Origin of the sequence: Flavisolibacter tropicus, assembly GCF_001644645.1 — a bacterium.
GTDB lineage: Bacteria > Bacteroidota > Bacteroidia > Chitinophagales > Chitinophagaceae > Flavisolibacter > Flavisolibacter tropicus.
Window position 1 is genome coordinate 1,402,069 of record NZ_CP011390.1, and the last position, 18,325, is coordinate 1,420,393.

General features: G+C 41.3%; 18 protein-coding genes. 5 read left to right on the plus strand and 13 right to left on the minus strand.

What is annotated here, in order from left to right; genetic code table 11:
* Window positions 1-41 precede the first annotated feature (41 nt).
* Window positions 42-3,254 carry a S41 family peptidase gene (locus SY85_RS05785; RefSeq protein WP_066402354.1) on the plus strand — a complete coding sequence of 1,071 codons (3,213 nt, stop codon included), beginning with the start codon at window positions 42-44 and terminating at the stop codon, window positions 3,252-3,254.
* Window positions 3,255-3,465: 211 nt separating this feature from the next.
* Here SY85_RS05785 and SY85_RS05790 read toward each other — a convergent pair whose 3' ends face one another.
* Window positions 3,466-4,005: a DUF4468 domain-containing protein gene (locus SY85_RS05790; protein WP_066402356.1), complete on the minus strand. Its 540-nt coding sequence runs from the start codon at window positions 4,003-4,005 to the stop codon at window positions 3,466-3,468.
* Window positions 4,006-4,362: 357 nt separating this feature from the next.
* The gene (locus SY85_RS05795; RefSeq protein WP_066402358.1) at window positions 4,363-5,460 is read right to left on the minus strand and encodes an Mrp/NBP35 family ATP-binding protein; all 1,098 of its coding nucleotides are present in this window, start codon (window positions 5,458-5,460) and stop codon (window positions 4,363-4,365) included.
* A gap of 149 nt (window positions 5,461-5,609) precedes the next feature.
* On the opposite strand from SY85_RS05795, the gene SY85_RS05800 reads away from it, so the two are divergent.
* Window positions 5,610-6,257, plus strand: coding sequence for a carboxypeptidase-like regulatory domain-containing protein (locus SY85_RS05800; RefSeq protein ID WP_066402359.1), 648 nt, complete (start codon window positions 5,610-5,612; stop codon window positions 6,255-6,257).
* Window positions 6,258-6,484: 227 nt separating this feature from the next.
* On the opposite strand, the gene SY85_RS05805 is transcribed toward SY85_RS05800, so the two are convergent.
* The 4 genes from SY85_RS05805 to SY85_RS05820 form a co-directional block, all read right to left on the minus strand.
* Window positions 6,485-6,865, minus strand: coding sequence for a VOC family protein (locus tag SY85_RS05805; protein WP_066409419.1), 381 nt, complete (start codon window positions 6,863-6,865; stop codon window positions 6,485-6,487).
* An 80-nt stretch (window positions 6,866-6,945) separates the two neighbouring features.
* A complete protein-coding gene (locus SY85_RS05810; protein ID WP_148661122.1) occupies window positions 6,946-7,524 on the minus strand; it encodes a hypothetical protein in 579 nt (192 codons plus the stop codon).
* A gap of 240 nt (window positions 7,525-7,764) precedes the next feature.
* Window positions 7,765-8,133: an iron chaperone gene (locus SY85_RS05815; RefSeq protein WP_066402361.1), complete on the minus strand. Its 369-nt coding sequence runs from the start codon at window positions 8,131-8,133 to the stop codon at window positions 7,765-7,767.
* Between the two features lie 25 nt (window positions 8,134-8,158).
* On the minus strand, window positions 8,159-8,500 hold the full coding sequence (locus SY85_RS05820) for a hypothetical protein (protein ID WP_066402363.1): 342 nt from the start codon (window positions 8,498-8,500) through the stop codon (window positions 8,159-8,161).
* A 105-nt stretch (window positions 8,501-8,605) separates the two neighbouring features.
* Between SY85_RS05820 and SY85_RS05825 the strand changes: the two genes are divergently transcribed.
* Entirely contained in the window at window positions 8,606-8,836 is a 231-nt protein-coding gene (locus SY85_RS05825; protein WP_066402365.1) for a hypothetical protein, read from the plus strand.
* Window positions 8,837-8,843: 7 nt separating this feature from the next.
* Here the strand turns inward: SY85_RS05825 and SY85_RS05830 are convergent, their stop codons facing one another.
* The 3 genes from SY85_RS05830 to SY85_RS05840 form a co-directional block, all read right to left on the minus strand.
* Entirely contained in the window at window positions 8,844-9,704 is an 861-nt protein-coding gene (locus SY85_RS05830; RefSeq protein WP_066402367.1) for a hypothetical protein, read from the minus strand.
* A gap of 191 nt (window positions 9,705-9,895) precedes the next feature.
* Entirely contained in the window at window positions 9,896-10,285 is a 390-nt protein-coding gene (locus SY85_RS05835; protein WP_066402369.1) for a ribosomal maturation YjgA family protein, read from the minus strand.
* A gap of 344 nt (window positions 10,286-10,629) precedes the next feature.
* Window positions 10,630-10,818, minus strand: a complete 189-nt coding sequence (locus SY85_RS05840; RefSeq protein ID WP_066402371.1) for a hypothetical protein — start codon at window positions 10,816-10,818, stop codon at window positions 10,630-10,632.
* Window positions 10,819-10,959: 141 nt separating this feature from the next.
* On the opposite strand from SY85_RS05840, the gene SY85_RS05845 reads away from it, so the two are divergent.
* Window positions 10,960-12,912, plus strand: a complete 1,953-nt coding sequence (locus SY85_RS05845) for a 7TM diverse intracellular signaling domain-containing protein (protein ID WP_066402373.1) — start codon at window positions 10,960-10,962, stop codon at window positions 12,910-12,912.
* 68 nt (window positions 12,913-12,980) lie between these two features.
* Window positions 12,981-13,592, plus strand: coding sequence for a response regulator transcription factor (locus SY85_RS05850; RefSeq protein ID WP_066402375.1), 612 nt, complete (start codon window positions 12,981-12,983; stop codon window positions 13,590-13,592).
* A 216-nt stretch (window positions 13,593-13,808) separates the two neighbouring features.
* On the opposite strand, the gene SY85_RS05855 is transcribed toward SY85_RS05850, so the two are convergent.
* The 4 genes from SY85_RS05855 to SY85_RS05870 all read right to left on the minus strand — a co-directional run bounded on the left by SY85_RS05855 (window position 13,809) and on the right by SY85_RS05870 (window position 18,311).
* Window positions 13,809-15,497, minus strand: coding sequence for a HAMP domain-containing sensor histidine kinase (locus SY85_RS05855; RefSeq protein ID WP_066402377.1), 1,689 nt, complete (start codon window positions 15,495-15,497; stop codon window positions 13,809-13,811).
* A 106-nt stretch (window positions 15,498-15,603) separates the two neighbouring features.
* Entirely contained in the window at window positions 15,604-16,629 is a 1,026-nt protein-coding gene (locus tag SY85_RS05860) for a sensor protein KdpD (RefSeq protein WP_226999019.1), read from the minus strand.
* Window positions 16,629-17,723 carry a porin gene (locus tag SY85_RS05865; protein ID WP_082886708.1) on the minus strand — a complete coding sequence of 365 codons (1,095 nt, stop codon included), beginning with the start codon at window positions 17,721-17,723 and terminating at the stop codon, window positions 16,629-16,631. The genes SY85_RS05860 and SY85_RS05865 overlap by 1 nt, the downstream gene beginning before the upstream one ends.
* An 18-nt stretch (window positions 17,724-17,741) precedes the next feature.
* Complete coding sequence (locus SY85_RS05870) at window positions 17,742-18,311, minus strand: K(+)-transporting ATPase subunit C (protein WP_066402379.1); 570 nt, start codon at window positions 18,309-18,311, stop codon at window positions 17,742-17,744.
* Window positions 18,312-18,325: the final 14 nt, after the last annotated feature.

The following is an 18,325-nucleotide window of genomic DNA, read 5'->3' on the forward strand; positions in this document are numbered from 1 at the left end:
TACTATCTCTTTTTGTATTTTTCACTTCTCTAAACACGTATATGAAGAAAACAAGCTTATCCCTCCTTATGGTTACGCTGGGCCTGTCTGCCATTTCGCAAACAAGCCCCTCCTGGTTGCGCTACCCTTCTATATCGCCCGACGGTAAAACCATTGCCTTTACTTATAAAGGCGACTTGTATCGCGTAGCAGCTACAGGAGGTACCGCAATACCCCTTACCCAACATGAAGCGCACGACTTTATGCCCGTGTGGAGTCATGATGGAAAATCCATTGCATTTTCCTCTGACCGCTATGGCAACTTTGACGTCTTTACCATTCCAGCTACAGGAGGTGAGGCCCAGCGTTTAACGTATCATTCAGCCAATGAGTATCCTTACGAGTTCAGCCCGGATAATAAAACGGTTTACTTTGGCGCTGCGCGCTTAGATGCTGCTACTAACCGGCAATTCCCTACGGGCTCTATGCCTGAATTGTACGCTGTATCTGTAAATGCAGGACGCGTAGAGCAACTATTAACCACGCCAGCCGAAGATGTTAAATGGAGCAAGAACGGCAAAGTAATGCTTTACCACGATAAGAAAGGCGGTGAGAACGCCTGGCGCAAGCATCATGTATCTGCTATCACCCGCGATATCTGGATGTATGATGCACAAAGCGGCAAGCACACCATGCTTACCTCTTTTGCAGGAGAAGACCGCAATCCGGTTTTTGCCGATAATGATAAGACAGTATATTACTTAAGCGAAGTAAGTGGCAGCTTTAATGTGCTCAAAATGTCGCTCGACAAACCGGCAGCCACAACAGCTGTTACAAACTTTAAGAAACACCCTGTTCGTTTTTTAAGTACCTCGAATGATGGGACGCTTTGCTTTAGCTATGATGGTGACATTTATACTAAACAATCCAATGGCGCACCACAGAAAGTAGCCATTACCATTGCTGCAGATGCCAAGAACAATAATGAACGCACTGTTACTGTTACCGGTGGTGTACAAGACTTGTCTGTATCTCCAAATGGTAAGGAAGTGGCTTTTATTTACCGCGGTGAAGTATTTGTTACTTCCGTAGAAGGCGGCACCACTAAACGCATTACCAACACGCCAGAACAAGAGCGCAACGTATCGTTCTCACCTGATGGCAAATCCCTACTCTATTCGAGTGAACGCGGAAAGGGGTGGAAGATCTATCAATCACAAATAGCACGCAAAGAAGAACCCTATTTCTTTGCATCAACTGTTTTAAAAGAAACGCCGTTAATTGAGAATGACAAGTTGAATTACCAGCCTCAATTCTCACCCGACGGCAAAGAGATTGCTTTTATAGAAGACCGGCAAAACCTAAAAGTGTACAATATTGCTACTAAGCAAGTTCGCACACTTCTGACAGATAATGACCTGTTTGCTATGACGGAAAACGATCAATATTTTGCCTGGAGCCCTGACAGTAAGTGGATCCTGTTTCAATTCTCTGAACCTGGGTATTGGAATGGTGAAATAGGAATTATTTCAGCTGATGGCAAAGGAAAAAAGATCAACCTGACCGAAAGTGGCTTTCAGGATTTTGCACCTAAATGGACCAGCAATGGCAATATCCTGATCTGGAACAGTACACGTGAAGGCATGCGCAGCCAGGCCAATAGTGGTGGCGCTCAGTCAGACATTTTCGCAATGTTCCTGACACAAGATGCATTTGACAAATTTCGCATGACAAAGGAGGAATATGCCTTATGGAAAGAAGCCGATGAAAAAGAAGCAAAAGCTGATTCAACGAAGAAAGCCAAGGGCATCAATCAACCCGTACAAATTGACTGGGACGGTTTGAATTATCGTAAAGCCCGCCTAACCTTACACTCTTCTAACCTGGCCGATGCCGTAGTAGCCAAAGACGGTGAAACGCTTTATTACCTTGCCCGCTTTGAAAAAGGATACAACCTTTGGTCTACCAACCTGCGAACAAAAGAAACCAAAATGCTGGTGCCTTTAAATGCTAACAGTGCACGAATGCAGTGGGACAAAGAAGCCAAAAACCTTTTCCTGTTAAGCGACGGTCGTATTATTAAACTTGATCCCGCTACAGCCAAACAAGAAAGTGTAAATATTAATGGCGATATGAACCTGGATGTAGCAGCTGAACGCATTTTTATGTTGGACCATGTGTGGCGCCGCACGCGAAACACTTTCTATACCGCAGGCTTTCATGGCATTAAGTGGGATGAACTGAAAAAAGATTATGACAAATACCTCCCACACATCGGCAACAACTATGAATTCACAGAGATGCTGAGCGAATTGTTGGGCGAGCTAAATGTATCTCACTCCGGAGCTTCTTATGGAAATTCTGTACCCAATGCAGACGCAACAGCTTCACTAGGCATCTTCTATGACCAAAACTTTAATGGCAATGGTATGAAGATCGTTGAGATATTACCGGAAGGTCCATTGAGCAAAGCCGGCATGAACCTGAAGCCAGGAATGATCATTGAGGCAATTGATGGAGAAACACCTACTCCTGCAAAAGATTATGCGCAATACCTAAACCGGAAAGCCAACAAAAATGTATTGCTTGCCATATTTGACCCAGCTACCAATAATCGCAGGGAGCTAACTGTAAAACCTGTATCTCTGGGTGAAGAAAGCAGCCTCTTGTACAAACGCTGGGTTCGTCGAAATGCTGAAGAAGTGGACCGTTTGAGCAATGGCCAATTGGGTTACGTTCATATTCCAGGCATGAATGATCCAGCCTACCGTACCGTATATGAAGAAGTAATGGGCAAGTATGCCAATCGTCGCGGAATGGTCATTGACACGCGTAACAATGGAGGTGGTGACCTGGTTGCCGACCTTGCTATGTTCTTAAGTGGAAAAAAATTCTTAGATTACACCACAGATACCCGCTCGGTGGGTCTGGAGCCTTCTTTCCGTTGGACAAAACCTAGCATTGCACTGGCCAATGAAGCAAATTATAGTGATGGTCATTGTTTTGCGTTTAGTTATGTAGATTTGAAACTGGGCAAATTGGTAGGTATGCCGGTACCGGGTACTTGTACTTTTGCAGGCTGGGAGTCGTTGCAGGATAACAGTGTTCGCTGGGGTGTACCTCCACTGGGTGTAAAAGATGTAAAAGGCCACTACTTAGAGAATGCTCAAACCGAACCAGACATTAAAGTGAGAAACGAGTATGAAGTAGTTAGTAAAGGAAAAGACCAACAATTAGAAGCTGCCGTAAAAGAACTATTAAAAGAAGTTATATAGTTTTAAAAGAAGTTATATAGTTTCACAATTCAGCACATGAGAAAAAACAAAACCCCGGAATATTCCGGGGTTTATTATTACCACCTAAGTATGAATCATACTATTTTCAATTGGAGCCTAGAAAGGGAAATCCGAAAAATAAAATATCGAGAATCGAATGACAGGAACAAATTCCAAATATTCGATGCAATATTCTCTAATTGAATCGGCATTAGAAGTTATTAGCCGTCATTGCTTTTTCAATGCTATTAAACAAATTGGTCATTTCGGTATTTACCATGTCGACGATCTTTACAGCTTCTTTTTTACCGTTTTTAGCTTGCTCATTAGTTTTTACCAAATCCACATCTGGGCTTAAAGTAGAGTAATTACCATTACGGATAGATGGATCAATTACTTTAACGCCATTTAAGATGATTTTAGCTTTACCATCCTTAGACAGAATTGTTACCAGGTATTCTATTTCCATTTCTTTATCTGCACCCAACATTCCTTTATAAGAAGCCTTCTTCATTGATTTGATAGCAAATTGACCAGCGTTTGAATCGTCTACTTTTTTTGTAGAAGTTGACCAGTTTCTAACATACGTATCATACCATGCTCTGGCATAACCATGGATCTGACTTTTGGTTGCATCGTTTAACGTGATTACTTTTTCATAACTCACTTCACCATTTACTAATGGAAGTTCGGTGTTTTGAGCTTTTACCAATGCAGGAATTAACAATAGGGCAAGGATTAATCTTTTCATAAATGAACAGTAGTTTTAATTGTTCGCGAAAGTATCAGAAGCCCTTTTAGGTAGTAGTATGTACTTGCATGAATACGCAAAAACCGAGAATCAATTAGACTAAAGAGAACGTAAATATTGATCACGACCTCTATTTAAAGTCACATAGAAAAACACAGTAATACAAAGAACTATTTTACACTTGTACCAGAACGTTACAACCATTATTATTGATATAAAAATACCCCGGATCTCTCCGGGGTATTTCGTTAAACAGCTAGACATTTTTATGTCTCACTATTCTATAGTTAATTATTCATTATTGAACATTCTCTCTCTTCTTCCTCATCCTTCCTTGCGCTCTTTTATCTCCTAGCTCTATTCCTCCACTACCTCAGCAATTTCCTCGCTCTTCATATGCGCATTCCGCATAGAAACGCTTCGGGCTACGGCACCAGCAAACTCCGCAAAGGCTTGCTTGGTGATCTCATCATCGCTCATCATGATAGGCACTCCAATATCACCGCCTTCTCGGATACTTTGTACCAAAGGAATTTGTCCAAGGAAAGGCAGGTCATATTCTTCAGCTAAGCGCTTACCGCCTTCTTTTCCGAAGATGTAGTATTTACTGTCAGGCAGCTCGGCTGGCGTAAAGTAACTCATATTCTCTACCAACCCAATAATCGGCACATTCAGCTGGGCCTGGCCAAACATGGCTATACCCTTCTTGGCATCGGCCAAGGCCACGTCCTGTGGCGTTGTAACCACTACCACACCTGTAACCGGAGCTGTTTGCATTAGTGTTAAGTGAATATCACCAGTGCCAGGCGGCATGTCTATGACCAGGTAGTCTAGTTCACCCCATTGCACATCAGTAATAAACTGGCGGACAGCACTGCTAACCATAGGACCTCTCCACACTACAGCAGCCTTTTCATCTACCAGCAAACCAATACTCAACAGTTTCATATCGTAGCGGTCTAGTGGAATAATCATCCCCTTACCGTTGACTTCGGTCATCATGGGACGCTCGCCACGTACGCCAAACATAATGGGTACGCTAGGTCCGTAAATGTCGGCATCCATCAAACCTACCTTTGCGCCGCCTTGAGCTAAAGCCAGGGCCAAGTTGGCCGATACGGTACTCTTTCCTACACCACCTTTACCTGAAACTACGGCAATAACGTTTTTCACGCCAGGCAGGGCTGTATTTTTATCCGTACGGATAGTAGTGGTGCTGGAAGTAAACTTTACGTTTACTACAGCATTATTATTTAAAGTGGATTTGATAGCATCCACGCAGTCTTTCTTGATTTTATCTTTCAAGGGGCAGGCTGGAGTTGTCAATACAACGGTGAACGACACGTAATTGCCATCAATCTCAATATCGCGAACCATATTTAGTGTCACCAGGTCCTTCCCTAAGTCTGGCTCCTGTACACTACTGAGGGCTTTCAGCACATCATCATTTGTCATGGTGGTATTTGTTAATGAAGTGGCAAAGTTACGAGCAAACAGTTAAGCATTTTAAGAGATATAAAAAGTGTTGAGTTATTTTTGAAAGAGGTTACCCGTAAATTCGGGATACCAATCAGGCTATCCGCCCTATTGACAACGATCAACGAATGAAAAGATTTCTACCCATATTGCTTTTGGTTTTGTTTGGCGCTTTAAAGGCTAATGCTCAATTTGAAACAGTTAAAGACTCGGTGGTGCAGCTCTATGGGATTGTAATGACAGCCGACAGCCTGGTGGGCATACCAGCGGTAAGTGTTACCGTAAAAGGCTCCAACCGGGGTACCATGACCAATAACCAGGGGGTCTTTTCCATTGTTGTCTTAAAAGGCGACGAAATTGAGTTCACCCACGTAAGTTATAAGACAAAGGTTGTCACGATTCCACGCGACCTAAAGGGTTCACAACAAAGTATAGTTCAACTAATGGTAGAAGATACCGTCTACCTGCCAGCTACGATCATTCGCCCCCGTCCTACCCCACAACAGTTTGAGCGAGATTTTGTTAAAACCAAAGTACCTGACGATGATATTGAAGTAGCCAGACAAAACAACAGCGTAGCCAAACGTCGCGTTCTTATGCAATCGGTGCCTTCAGATGGCGCTGGAGCTACAGCTTTACAGTTCCGAAATATGGCCAACAAAGCAACTTATTATGGCCAGGTGCCTCCTCAAAACATCTTTAACCCTGCTGCCTGGGCGGAGTTTATCAAGGCCTGGAAACGGGGAGACTTTAAGCGTAAGTCGTACGATGAGTAGCGTGTTGAGCTGTGAATGGTGAATGGTGAGTAAGCAGCTGCGCTGCCGGAACCACGGAGGCACAAAGTACACAGAGAGGCACAGAGAAAATTAAAGGATGCATTTTCATTGAGATGCAAAAGTCCGTCCCATGAAAAAAGTCAGGTTCAAATACTAAAACACGTAATCCTGTCCATCCTACCAATTAATCCGCGGCCCAAATCAGACATTCTTTTTCTTAAAACTTGCTAATCCGCGGACCGCATTGTTGCCAGATCCTGTCCAAACTGCAACAAGTAGCCATTATTATCATAAATAGCAAATTCCCGCATCTCCCATTCAAAATCTTCAGGCTCATAGCAAACATTCGCCTTATCCTTTACACTTTCCCAAAGCTGATCTACATTATCTGTATTAAAATAAAAACTTCCTGTAAACACCGGACCGTCAAATGGAGTATGCGCATTAGGCTTAGCCAGCATAATTTCAACATCATCTTTAATCAAAGCGGCCCACCCCCAGGCATCATTTTTTTCACCTAATTGAAAGCCCAATAAGTTGCAATAAAAATCAATAGTTCCTCGTAGATCATTGGTCCATAACATAGGACGTAAAGCTGTCAGTTTCATAAGTAGCGCGATCAAGAAATTAAAATAATTAGAAAAATAAGCACCATTTCCAGCTTCACATACAGGCCAAGGAAATCTCATTAAGGAAGAATACGCTTCTTACTCAATTCCTTAAAAATAAGATTTGAAATCTGATTATAGCGACTGTCTTCGGCAAGGTCAAAATCCACTTTTAAATCACCTTGCCAAACTAATTGCATGCCCTCCTTCTTTGTATATAGGCTGACAGTATATTTATCTTTATATTGATTACCATAACCCGCTACGGTAGCGCCTGTAATGGCCACCCCTGTATACTTCACCTTAGTCATGTTCAAATACACATCGTCAGAAGCTTTAAATACCAGGCAGGCATCAAATGGAGCTGTAACCAAACTATCCAGTTTCAAATTTGCCAATTGCGGCACTTTACCAATGTATGAAAATTCAGAGGACACACCTTTGCGTTTAAACGTTTCCATCATCTTTGAAGAAAGATTATCCAAAAACATTCTGGACGCAATAGGCCCAGTACCTACCAACAAAACATTAGTAATATCTACTTCTTGTTCGCTGTAATTGGTTGGCTGTAAAGAAACCCGCCCTGTATAGGTAGGAACTACAATACAACCCGAAAGAAAGAAGCCAAGAATGGGTACAAATCGTTTAATAATAAGCATTAGTTTGGTTTTGTAGTATAGCAATAAGGCGGACAAGATATAAAAAACAGACAATAGTGGTTTCAATTGTAAAGGTTCACAAAAACTTTTGTACATGAAGTTGGCTATTCAAACCATCTTTTTAATGAGGTAACTTTGTATGGCTTGAAAGGCTATCATAACCCTAATGTTTTCGCTCGGCTGTATTGGACCGACAACCATTAGGGTTTGCTTTTAGACGCTTTTCCCAGCTATATAATGCTAGCTCTTTTTTGTCTTTGCAGCATTTTCTTTAACCCGAAATACAACAATTCGTTTTATTAAATCGAAAGGAATTGGTTTATCCAATGAAAACTGCACAGAGCCTTTCCCCTGCTTATATTTAGATAATTCGTCAGCAAAGGCAGCATGTCCTGTAGGAGTAGCATAAAATCCAATATGCTTTTTATAACCTGCAAAATAAACCAAGGGTTTTCCATTCATCTTGTAGGCCGGCATTCCATAACCTATTCCCTCCACAGCTTCAGGAGCATTTGATTTTATAACCACACGAATCTGTTTCAACAATTCTTGCGTTTCTTGAGGGAAAGAGTTTATGTATTCATCTACGGTTTGGAAAGCTGCATCCATATGCTGCTAGGTTTTGTTTATTGCTTTAATTCGATGACAGTTTATCAAAACAAGACTGGGTCACCTCCAGAATAAAATCAGGTGCTTGAAGTGTTTTGATAAATTCAAAAAGCGCATTCTTTTCAATATGCTCATTAACATATGCACGCCCGGCATCTGTTAGTTCAAAGAGAACCGGTGTATCATTGTCCATATATTGTGTTACCCACACCAATTGCAAGTCAAAAAGTACTTTCAGGTTCTCGCCTAGCAGGAATGGATAGTCTGCTCTTTCGTACACATTTACCATGGATTTGATATCCTTAATACCCGGATCGCAGTATAAAAGGAATAGAATTAGTTTTTGTTTATCTGAGATAGCTTGCAAAACGTATTGGCTTTATAGAAAACTAAAAATAGAATAAATCTGTTGCACTGTTTTAATAATCGACGACTTATAATAACAACAAACGGCAATTAATTAACTTTATATATGCACTTCCAACTATCAGTCTTTTACCAGGGCGGCTTGTTTTTATATAGCATTACTTCAGAAGACAAGCAGACTTTTCAATTTCAGCTAAAAAGCGCTCCGCCTGATAAAGAGGCTCCTCAACAATTCAATGTCCTTCACCCCGAAAAAAATGTATGGCAATTTGACCAGGAGTTTGATGAGAACTTTAAGGAAAATGTCATCCGCGTAATGAAACGCACTAAACTATAAAAAAGCTTTACCCAAGTTTCTTCTTCAATAAAAAATAGGCGATCACTAAAACCAGCAAGATCACAATCACAGGCACTAGCCAAGATGGTCTACCTGTTCCTTTTGATGTCTGTTCAGGAACAACATTCCTTTCACGGGTGCCACCTTGCTCATTCACAATAGTTGCTAGAGAACTGCTGCCCCCCTTTTCTATTATTTTCAGATAAGTAATAGGATGCACTTCCCAGGCAGTAGCACGCCAGTTTCGCTGACCAATTGCATCATCAGGATCATTGGCATAGGCCGCTGTTTCATGCTCCACATCATAGGTCAGCCAGCCGGCCAGTTCTACCCACTTCCCCTTAATCGCTCTACGCAGGGCAGCCGTAGACCAGTCTTCTCCCTTTTCTTTCATCTTAGCACGTAGCCTTGGCGTTACCTCTGCAATTACGCGATAGGCGGCATCCGTATATGCGTCATCCAGAACCAGTTCAATATGTGTATCGCGAAACTGCGGGTCTTTGGTTTTACAATTACAGGTTTCTACACCTCCCATTTTTACATCGTAAACATAACCGCGCAAAACAGCCGCTTTATTTTGCGAATACTGGTTAGGGTCACCGCTCTTCATTAGTGCTGCCAGTGTAATAGTCGTATCAAAATCGCTAATGGCTGGTGAGTTGTATCGGTTTTTAAACGCATTCAATGCATAAGCATCTTCTTTTTTAGCATTGCCATGTATACCACAGGGTTTACCATCGATAGTTATTTGTTCCTGAAGATGGGGATGAAGTGGTAAAAAACAAAATGCCACCAATAGTATAGAACCCAAGTAGCCAATTACTTTCTGCAATAAAGCGTACGAAACTGTGCATTTGGGTGTAATCATGACCAGAAATCTTGATGATTTAAAATCCTCGATGGTGTAGTTGAAACGACGTAGCAGGCCCAACTAACAATAGTAGTAAGATAGCTAACTTACGGTAAATCGTCTTGCTTTTTCAATGGTATTTATAAACACTGAATAATGTCTCAAACACTAACCTTGGCAACAAACAAATAAGAATAATAGTCCAAGCCTTAGACGTATACCTTTGATGAAACAAGCTTTTTTGGTCGCTCCAACAGCAATATAGTGGCAACTCCAAGGGTATAGGCCAACATATCCCACCACTCAAACCCATAGCCGATAACAATTTTCGCCATCGTATTACCTGTCAGTCCCAGTCTATCTACTATTCTAAAGTATTGTAATACCTCTATGGCGTAAGCAAACAGCAATACCCCAAATGCTATCTTCCATGTAGAAGCATTGACAAATGTTCGCACAGCACAATAAATCAATATAACTACCAGGTAGTCTCCAACGTATGGCCTTACAAAATGGTCGTGGACAAACAAAGCAATCAGCACTTCTATGATAAAGAGAACAAGAGCAAAGAAGAAATATTTCAGATTGAATGTTAACATAGTTCTGGATTGATGAAGTAAATACAGGCTACAAATATCGGGAAGAGGAAAATCCGAAAAAGTAAAATAGCGAAATCCGAATAGAGAGATCAAAATTCTAATTTCCAGCGATCAGAAGGAACCACTTTATTACCCTTACGCAGGTCTTATGAATGGAAAAGTATTTCTATTCATAAGACACAGCGTTCTAACAATTAAAGGGCTCGTACTAACTTCCAATTTGGAAACAGTCAGCTATAATGAATAGGATTGGATTTTGCTTAGCTACTGCTATTTAAAAGAGCGCAGCAGCCAGCGATTCATGTGGCCAAAACTGATGGTGTTGAGCCATTAGGGTATACAACTTATTGAATATTGCTTTCCTTATACTGCAGTTCCATTTTCAGTACTTTTATCTGTACATGGATCTTTTTCAGTAAAGAACGGTCACCATCTCCAATAAACTGCTCAACAAACTGCTCCTCCAAGGTGCTAATTTGATGGCATAAATCCCTTACTTCCTGGGAATGATTATGAGTAGCGACAATGTTCATGTAAATAAAACTTGAGAAATATTTGCCATGCGAATTTAGCCCTACCCCATTCCTTAGAAAATAGAACCCGGGGTCCTACTTTAACATCCTAGGTGGATTTTCTTATTAAATAATAATACTAAGTGTTGCACCTTTGCTGCCGTGTTTCCACGTCCACTATCCTTTAAACAATGGGGCTTTGTAATAGTACTTTGCCTGATCACAGTTTCAGGTCGTGCTGAGACTATTACACTTTCCGAAAAAAGCTTTACTCAACTTCCCTTACAGCCCTACTTTTCTGCCTGGGAAGATCTAACTGGTAAGACTAACGTTCAAGGGGTTATTCAACATCCAGAATCCTTTTCTCCTTTAAACAACCTGTCTTATTCATCTCCCACAAGTGTGTATTGGCTGAAGGTTAACCTGTCCTATTCTGGGGCTATAGACCCATCCATGGTGCTACGGTTTAACCATCTCACTTTCGTAGATGCCTATCTGTACAATGCAGGCCAACTAATTTGGCATCACCAGGCTGGAGCCTTCCGGCCCCGCTCTCAACTGGAGCCAGGCGATAGTCGCTTTCATTTTCGGCTACCACTGCAGGCTGGGCAAACCTATACATTACTACTTCGTGTCAATCACACAAAAGGTTATCGCCCCTTTTTTGATTTTACCTTACAAGACCAGGAGCAGTTTATGGAGGATACCCACACCCGCGAGCGGGCAGATACCTGGTCTCAGGGAGCCGTAGCTATTTTCCTGATCTATACCCTGATTTCCTGGTGGGTTAGCCGCTACCGACCCTACCTTTGGCTAGGGTTGTTCATTGCAGGCGTTAGCCTGTATGGCCTTTGCTCGGGGCGATATTTTATTGACTGGTTTTTGCCAGAAAACCCAACTACAGGTTGGCTCTTTAATGGTCCTTTCCTACACCTGGGACTTTTAGGATTTTATTTATTGATCGTTGATTTCTGGCAGCTGCCGAAGTATAATCCCACCATTTACCGTTTTGGCCAGCTTTGCATTGCTGCTTTACTATTGGTTTCAACCAGTGGTGTGTGTATCAATTATTTTACCGGCAATTTTAATCTTGCCAATACCATCAACCTTTGGGCTTTTGTTTTTCCATTTACGTTTGTTGTTTTCCTGATTGCTTGTTGCTATCGTAGGCTAGACAGAGCCCAGAAGTACTTGTATTATGGTATTGTACTATTTGTAGCAGCAGGCCTCTTTGTCACCTTAAGTTCAGCTATCATTAAAGAGCGGGCGCTGTTGATAGCGCCTTATGTATCTAACTTTACCTCGTTGGCCATATTCCTACTCTTTTCCACGGGACTGAAAGAGGCCCTGCGCCAACACGAGATCGACAAGCTGGCTGTATTACATCAACTAACACAGTTGCAGAAGGAACAAAACATTTTATTAGAAAATAAGGTAACTGAACGAACAGAAGCGTTATTTCAATCTAACCAGCTGCTTCAAGAGCAGGCCGACTTGCTGGCTAAGCGCAATGCCACCATTGAAACACTGATCAATGAATTGAGCCACCGCGTGAAAAACAACCTCCAGCTGCTGTACAGCCTAAACAGCCTGCAGCTGCCCCATGTAAGCGATGCAACGGCCAGCCATATGCTTAAAAGTAACCTAGCCCGTATAAAAGCCATGATGCTTGTCAACCAAAAGCTAGATTACATTGAGGACACTAGCCAAGTAAGCCTGGCCTCCCTGGTTATAGAGCTAACCAGACATCTGCAGGACATTTATGACCGGCCCAGGAGAGTAAAACTGCAGCAAAACATTGCCTCCGCTATTGAGCTGCCTTCCCACCAAGTGTTATCACTGGGATTGATTCTGACAGAAATGCTCACAAACTCTTATAAGTACGCATTTCCTAACATTTCGGACCCCTGTATTTCTATTTCCATTTCTCTGTCAGCTACTGGCCATATTCAATTAGTATATGCTGATAACGGTATTGGGATTCAACCTAAAGAAACAACACACGCTTCTTCCATGGGGTTATCGCTGATCAAAGACCTAACCCGACAACTCAATGGAAACGTATGTACAAATGGAGAACACGGATTGGCTTATACAATTGCAATACCGGCTTAAGCATTGCCATAAAACAAGATGCAGTAAGTTTACATCACGATCCTGCATAATATTTAAAATTCCTACCGGTGACACTACGAATATTAATTGTTGAAGACGAAATCATCATTGCCCGGTTTATTGAGCAACAACTAAAGACCAACTTTTCCTGTACCACTCAGATTGCCTTGTCTGCTAAGGAAGCACAAGTGGCTATGGAAAACTTTCAACCACATTTGTTGCTTTGCGATATTCACCTGGAGGAAGAATTAACCGGTATTACGTTGGTAACCGAACTACGCCAGCAGTATTACTTTGAGGTGATCTACATTACCTCCTACCAAAGTCGCCCCATCATTGAAAAAGCATCTGCAACTAACCCAGCCAACTACCTGATCAAACCAATTGATGAAGCGCAGTTATATGCGGGTATACAACTAGTGCTCCCCAAGATTCAAAACCAACCACAGTCAGGTAAAAAACCAGAAGCCCCTGATGCATTACTGAACGAAACAGAACTGCGTATATTGCAACTAATCAGGGAACAAAAAACGACTAAAGAAATTGCAGCCGATTTGCACCTTAGCCCCTACACCATAAAAAACCACCGCCACAAGATCTGTCGAAAGTTGGAATTGAAAGATGAAAATAATGCCTTATTGCGCTGGGCATTAGAGAACAATTACCCTGCTGGTAATTGATTTGAAAAAAAGTTAAGTGCAAGAGCTTTGCAGCGCCAAAGGGACTTTGTTTAAAATACTTAAACAAAGCTAAGACTTACGGATCACACTTACCTGTAAAGATCATTTGCCTTTTAGCACCTTTACACTCTAAGCTACTTATGTTTTATATCAAGGGATTGAAGTGTGCTACAAAACAGTTGCATTTGATTAATACGAATATTGCCCATTTTATGATTAAACAATCGGGATTTGAAATCCAAACGTACTACCCTCACCAAAAACACTTTTTACCCAAACCTTCCCACCCATTGCCTCCACAAACTCTTTACAAATAGCCAGGCCAATGCCGGAGCTTTTGGCATCTGACCGGCCAGGCACTTGAAAATAGCGCTCAAAAATGCGTTTCAGGTATTTCTCTTCGATTCCAGGTCCATTATCTTTAACAGAAAAGGTAATCATTCCATCCGCAGCCATTACAGCTACAATGATTCTACTTTCAGCTGGTGAATACTTGATAGCATTCGTCAAAAAATTATTCAACACCCATGTGATCTTATCGCCGTCTGCATAGCAGGCTGGCAAGTCATCTCCCAGCTCTTTAAATATTTCTACTTTTTTTTCCTTTGCCGACGTTGCTATTGCCTGTATGGAACCTTTAACTATAGCATCTGGCTGAATCATTTGCACATGTAGTTTTATTTTACCCGCTTCTACCTGCGACATATTTAGCAACTCACTTAAAATACGTAGCATCCGTTGGTTATCAGCTTTCAGATTTTGAATCAACTCTTTTTGCTCTTTTGATATAGCACCCACCCGCTCATCTTCTAATAGTTTTAAACTAAAGTCTGAAGAAGCCAATGGTGTTTTTAGCTCATGGGAAACAGTAGCAATAAAATTAGTTTTAGCCGCATCAAGCTCTTTGAACGTAGTAATGTTTTTCAAAATGATCACTTTACTAGAAGAACCTTCCTGTACTACGTCGACCGTTTCTTTGGTATAATAGTTCTCTCTATTGTCAACCACAATTTTAAAGGGCGTATTCCCTTTGTCTTCCAGTAGATACCGAAATAAATCATTACGCATACGTACGTTTGCCGCATCCTTACCAACAACATCTTTTGCTTCTAATCCCAGCAATTGTAAGGCTTGATTATTGGCAAAAAGAATAATATTGTTTTTATCAATACCTATACTGGCATCTCTCAAACTATTGATAACGGCTTCTGCCCTGGTTTTCTCAAATATGAGTTTGTTCAGGTTGCTGCTTTCAAAATATTCCAGGCGTTCAGCCATTTCATTGAAAGCATTAGCCAACTCACCAAATTCGTCTTTTGATTCTATATGAATGCGATGCTTATAATTCTTTTGAGCAATTTCTTTGATCGCCTCAGTAAATCGGCGAATAGGATCGGTAATGATGCCAGGAAAATTTATAACAAACGTAAAGCTCACCAGAAAAATGATAGATACGATTGTTATTTGGTAGGTCATTGCTTTTTGAATAGCTGCCGCAGCTTCATCACTTTTACGGTCAATGGCAACCATATTCAAACGAAGAATTTCCTGTAACCCAAAACGAATTGTTTTAACAATTGAATCATTACTATACCTCAATCTTTCAAACTCACGTCTTAGTCGTAGCGTAGCTTCAGGCTCACCAAGTTCTGTAATATTTGCTTCTTGTTTTTTTAATAGTAAATCAAACGTGTCCAGGTAGTTAATCTTTCCCTTTTCGATACTATCCAAGGCTACCTGCATTTGCAAAGCAAACTGAAGTGACTCGTAATTGGCTTTAAGGATGTTCTTGGACTGGGATTGAAGCTTAACCAAATAGTAAATACTAAAGCCCCCAGAGAGGAGGACTAAGAGGAAAAGGAAGATGGTACCTGCGCGAATTTTATTTTTTACACTGCTGGTCATTATGATAATATAACGAGGTCAACATCGTTTTTTGAAAGGGTTTTCAACAACTGGTTAAAAACATTTGTCTTTAGTATGATCTGCCATAATTTAAGGTGGGGCTTACCTATACAAACCGTTGTGATATTTTTTCTTCAATGGTTTGAATAATAGCTTCGGCAATATGCTCACCTTTTTTTTGAATGATCTCTGCACCCAATTCGGTTGCATTCTTAAAGTTATTAATTAAATGGCGTTGTTTGTCCAAGGGAATTTTGTCGTGAGCCTCTCTTGCTGTTTGTACATAAAGCACGCACCACTGACTGTTGTAGTAGGAGGCTAATCGTGCGGTTTTACGAATAATACGTTGTGCCATTTCATGATTACTGGAAATACAGGCCAAAAAGCGCTCATGACGGAAGGGATTTTTCTGGTAGGTAATGGAGTAATCCACTTTTCGTTCAACCTGGCCCGCCACTTCTTTTAATGCGAGTTCACGAAGCTGTAAAATCTTATCGGGTTGAAAAAAATTAGTAAGCGCTTGTTGAATTTTAGTCGAATCGTAAATCTTCCCTTCCCGAAGCCTTCTTATCAATTCATCTGCCGGCAAATCAATATTTACTACTTCATCTGCTACCTGTAAGATCTTGTCCGGTACACGCTCCTGTACTTCAACCCCGGTGATCTGTTTTACCTCTTCATTAATGCTTTCAATGTGCTGAATGTTTACAGCGCTGATAACATTAATACCGGCGGCTAATACCTCTAATACATCCTGCCAGCGTTTTTCATTTTTAGAGCCGGGTATATTGGTATGTGCTAATTCATCTATCAATACAATATCGGGGCGCGTCAATAAGATAGCTTGTACATCTAGTTCTTCTAGTTTTTTCCCTTTATAAAATACTTCTCGTCTGGGTATAGCCGGCAGTCCTTCTACCAAAGCAGCTGTTTCCAAACGTTCATGGGTTTCTATGTATCCAATGCGAACGTCTACACCGCTTTTTAGTAGCTGGTGTGCTTCCTGCAACATCCGGTAGGATTTGCCCACACCTGCACTCATGCCGATATATACCTTGAGCTTGCCTTTGTTGTTCTCGGCTTGTTGCACGCGCTGCAACCACTCTTCGGGTGTATACTTTTTTTCTAACATTAAAAGGAAATAGCTGTTGAAAATGTAATTGCATTATTACTGCTCACCTGTGTTCCTTCTTTTTCAAAGATATTGTCTTTGCTTTTGAGGAATCTTCCTTCCATTCGGATGGCCACATTTTTCATAGGCAGATAATCTACATTCACAGAATAGCCAACAGTTTTAAATCCATTTGGGGTGCCGGTGCTGATGATTACTCCATCTTTATCACTATAATATTCGCCGCGTGCGGCTATAGCGCATTTTTCATTTGGTGTAAAACGCAGGATACCTACTGGGGTAAACCAATCTGATTTTTGATTGCCATCTTTTTCCTTTTGCTCTTTGCCATAGTCAAAACCTGCAATGAGACCTATTTTGTTTGTGAACTGCATGATAGCAAATACATCATGAAAATAACGCCACTTGCGGTCAACATCGGGCTTGTCTGTTCCAAAGAATGTGCTGTAGTTAATTAATATTTTTTCAGAAGGTTTGAATTGTACTTGCGTACCCCAGCTCATTAAAGAATTACTATCCACCCGTTGAATACGTTGCCAGCCATTTAACGCTAATGCACTTACCAGCCACTTACCATTATTAGATATGTAAGTCAACTTGGCACCTGTTTCATAATATGGCGAGTTGTCGGCAGCCATGCTGCGAGTGAGTGTCCAGCAACTGGGTGCATGTGCGGACTCCCAACCTATGTGTGAAGGCATGATTCCGATATCAAACCAAAGGTTACGGATGTTACTTAGTTTGTAGCCCGCATCCGCTTCATAGATGTTTTTTAAAACGCCAGGCTCTGCGGCATAATTGGCGTTCATATAGGTGCCAGCAGCTAATGTCAGATTAGCCCTTACTCTTTCGGTTGTATAGCTGCCTTTTAAAAAAGCCAGGTTTATATTGAACTCATTGTGCCGGTTATGACTATAAATGAAGGCCGGCCGTTGATGGTTTGCCGGCTTATTGAAATCATAACTATAATAGCCTTCCACAAGTCCACTAATTGTAAGTGGATTTGTGCTTTTATCTTTAGTTACTACTGTTGTGTCTTGTGCAGTACTTGTCATTGCTAGAACAATAGCTGCAGCTGTTAGTTTTATTTTCATTGTTTCTATATCATCCATTTAAAACTTAGTGCCATTCTTTAATTCATCTAATGCTATGTTGAGTTTCAGCACATTGATCACATCTGGCCCAATGGGATTTTTCTTTATGTGCTGGTCAACCAAAGCGGCTATTTTATCTTCTTGAAGGCCACGCGCCTTGGCCACGCGCTTTACCTGAATATAGGCTGACGCAGGAGAAATATTAGGATCGAGACCGCTTCCTGAAGCCGTTACCATTTCTGCAGGAATTTGCTCTTTTGTAACACTTGGATTGTGTACCAAAAAAGTATCAATCCTATCTTGTACCATCTTTATATAGTCGGTATTGGAAGGGCCTTTGTTAGAACCAGCAGATCCGGTGGCATTGTAGTCAACAGCAGAGGGGCGCCCCCAGAAATAGCGATCTTCTGTAAACTTTTGACCAATGTTGGCATAGCCAACCACTTTTTCATTTACACGTAATTTTTCTCCGCCACCATTGCCGGGCGTTAGTTTACCCACACTGGCAACAAGCAGAAAGTAAATGCCGCAGCAAAGCACCAGCATTACCAGGGTTAATTTTATAGAGGGCAATAAATACTTTTTCATACAATTCAATTCAC

Coding starts and splice junctions, on each gene's coding strand:
- SY85_RS05825 (WP_066402365.1), top strand. CDS start 8,606: ATGCACTTCCAACTATCAGTCTTTTACCAGGGCGGCTTGTTTTTATAT.
- SY85_RS05810 (WP_148661122.1), bottom strand. CDS start 7,524: ATGCTTATTATTAAACGATTTGTACCCATTCTTGGCTTCTTTCTTTCG.
- SY85_RS05855 (WP_066402377.1), bottom strand. CDS start 15,497: ATGACCAGCAGTGTAAAAAATAAAATTCGCGCAGGTACCATCTTCCTT.
- SY85_RS05840 (WP_066402371.1), bottom strand. CDS start 10,818: ATGAACATTGTCGCTACTCATAATCATTCCCAGGAAGTAAGGGATTTA.
- SY85_RS05795 (WP_066402358.1), bottom strand. CDS start 5,460: ATGACAAATGATGATGTGCTGAAAGCCCTCAGTAGTGTACAGGAGCCA.
- SY85_RS05870 (WP_066402379.1), bottom strand. CDS start 18,311: ATGAAAAAGTATTTATTGCCCTCTATAAAATTAACCCTGGTAATGCTG.
- SY85_RS05830 (WP_066402367.1), bottom strand. CDS start 9,704: ATGATTACACCCAAATGCACAGTTTCGTACGCTTTATTGCAGAAAGTA.
- SY85_RS05785 (WP_066402354.1), top strand. CDS start 42: ATGAAGAAAACAAGCTTATCCCTCCTTATGGTTACGCTGGGCCTGTCT.
- SY85_RS05805 (WP_066409419.1), bottom strand. CDS start 6,865: ATGAAACTGACAGCTTTACGTCCTATGTTATGGACCAATGATCTACGA.
- SY85_RS05815 (WP_066402361.1), bottom strand. CDS start 8,133: ATGGATGCAGCTTTCCAAACCGTAGATGAATACATAAACTCTTTCCCT.
- SY85_RS05835 (WP_066402369.1), bottom strand. CDS start 10,285: ATGTTAACATTCAATCTGAAATATTTCTTCTTTGCTCTTGTTCTCTTT.
- SY85_RS05790 (WP_066402356.1), bottom strand. CDS start 4,005: ATGAAAAGATTAATCCTTGCCCTATTGTTAATTCCTGCATTGGTAAAA.
- SY85_RS05860 (WP_226999019.1), bottom strand. CDS start 16,629: ATGTTAGAAAAAAAGTATACACCCGAAGAGTGGTTGCAGCGCGTGCAA.
- SY85_RS05865 (WP_082886708.1), bottom strand. CDS start 17,723: ATGAAAATAAAACTAACAGCTGCAGCTATTGTTCTAGCAATGACAAGT.
- SY85_RS05800 (WP_066402359.1), top strand. CDS start 5,610: ATGAAAAGATTTCTACCCATATTGCTTTTGGTTTTGTTTGGCGCTTTA.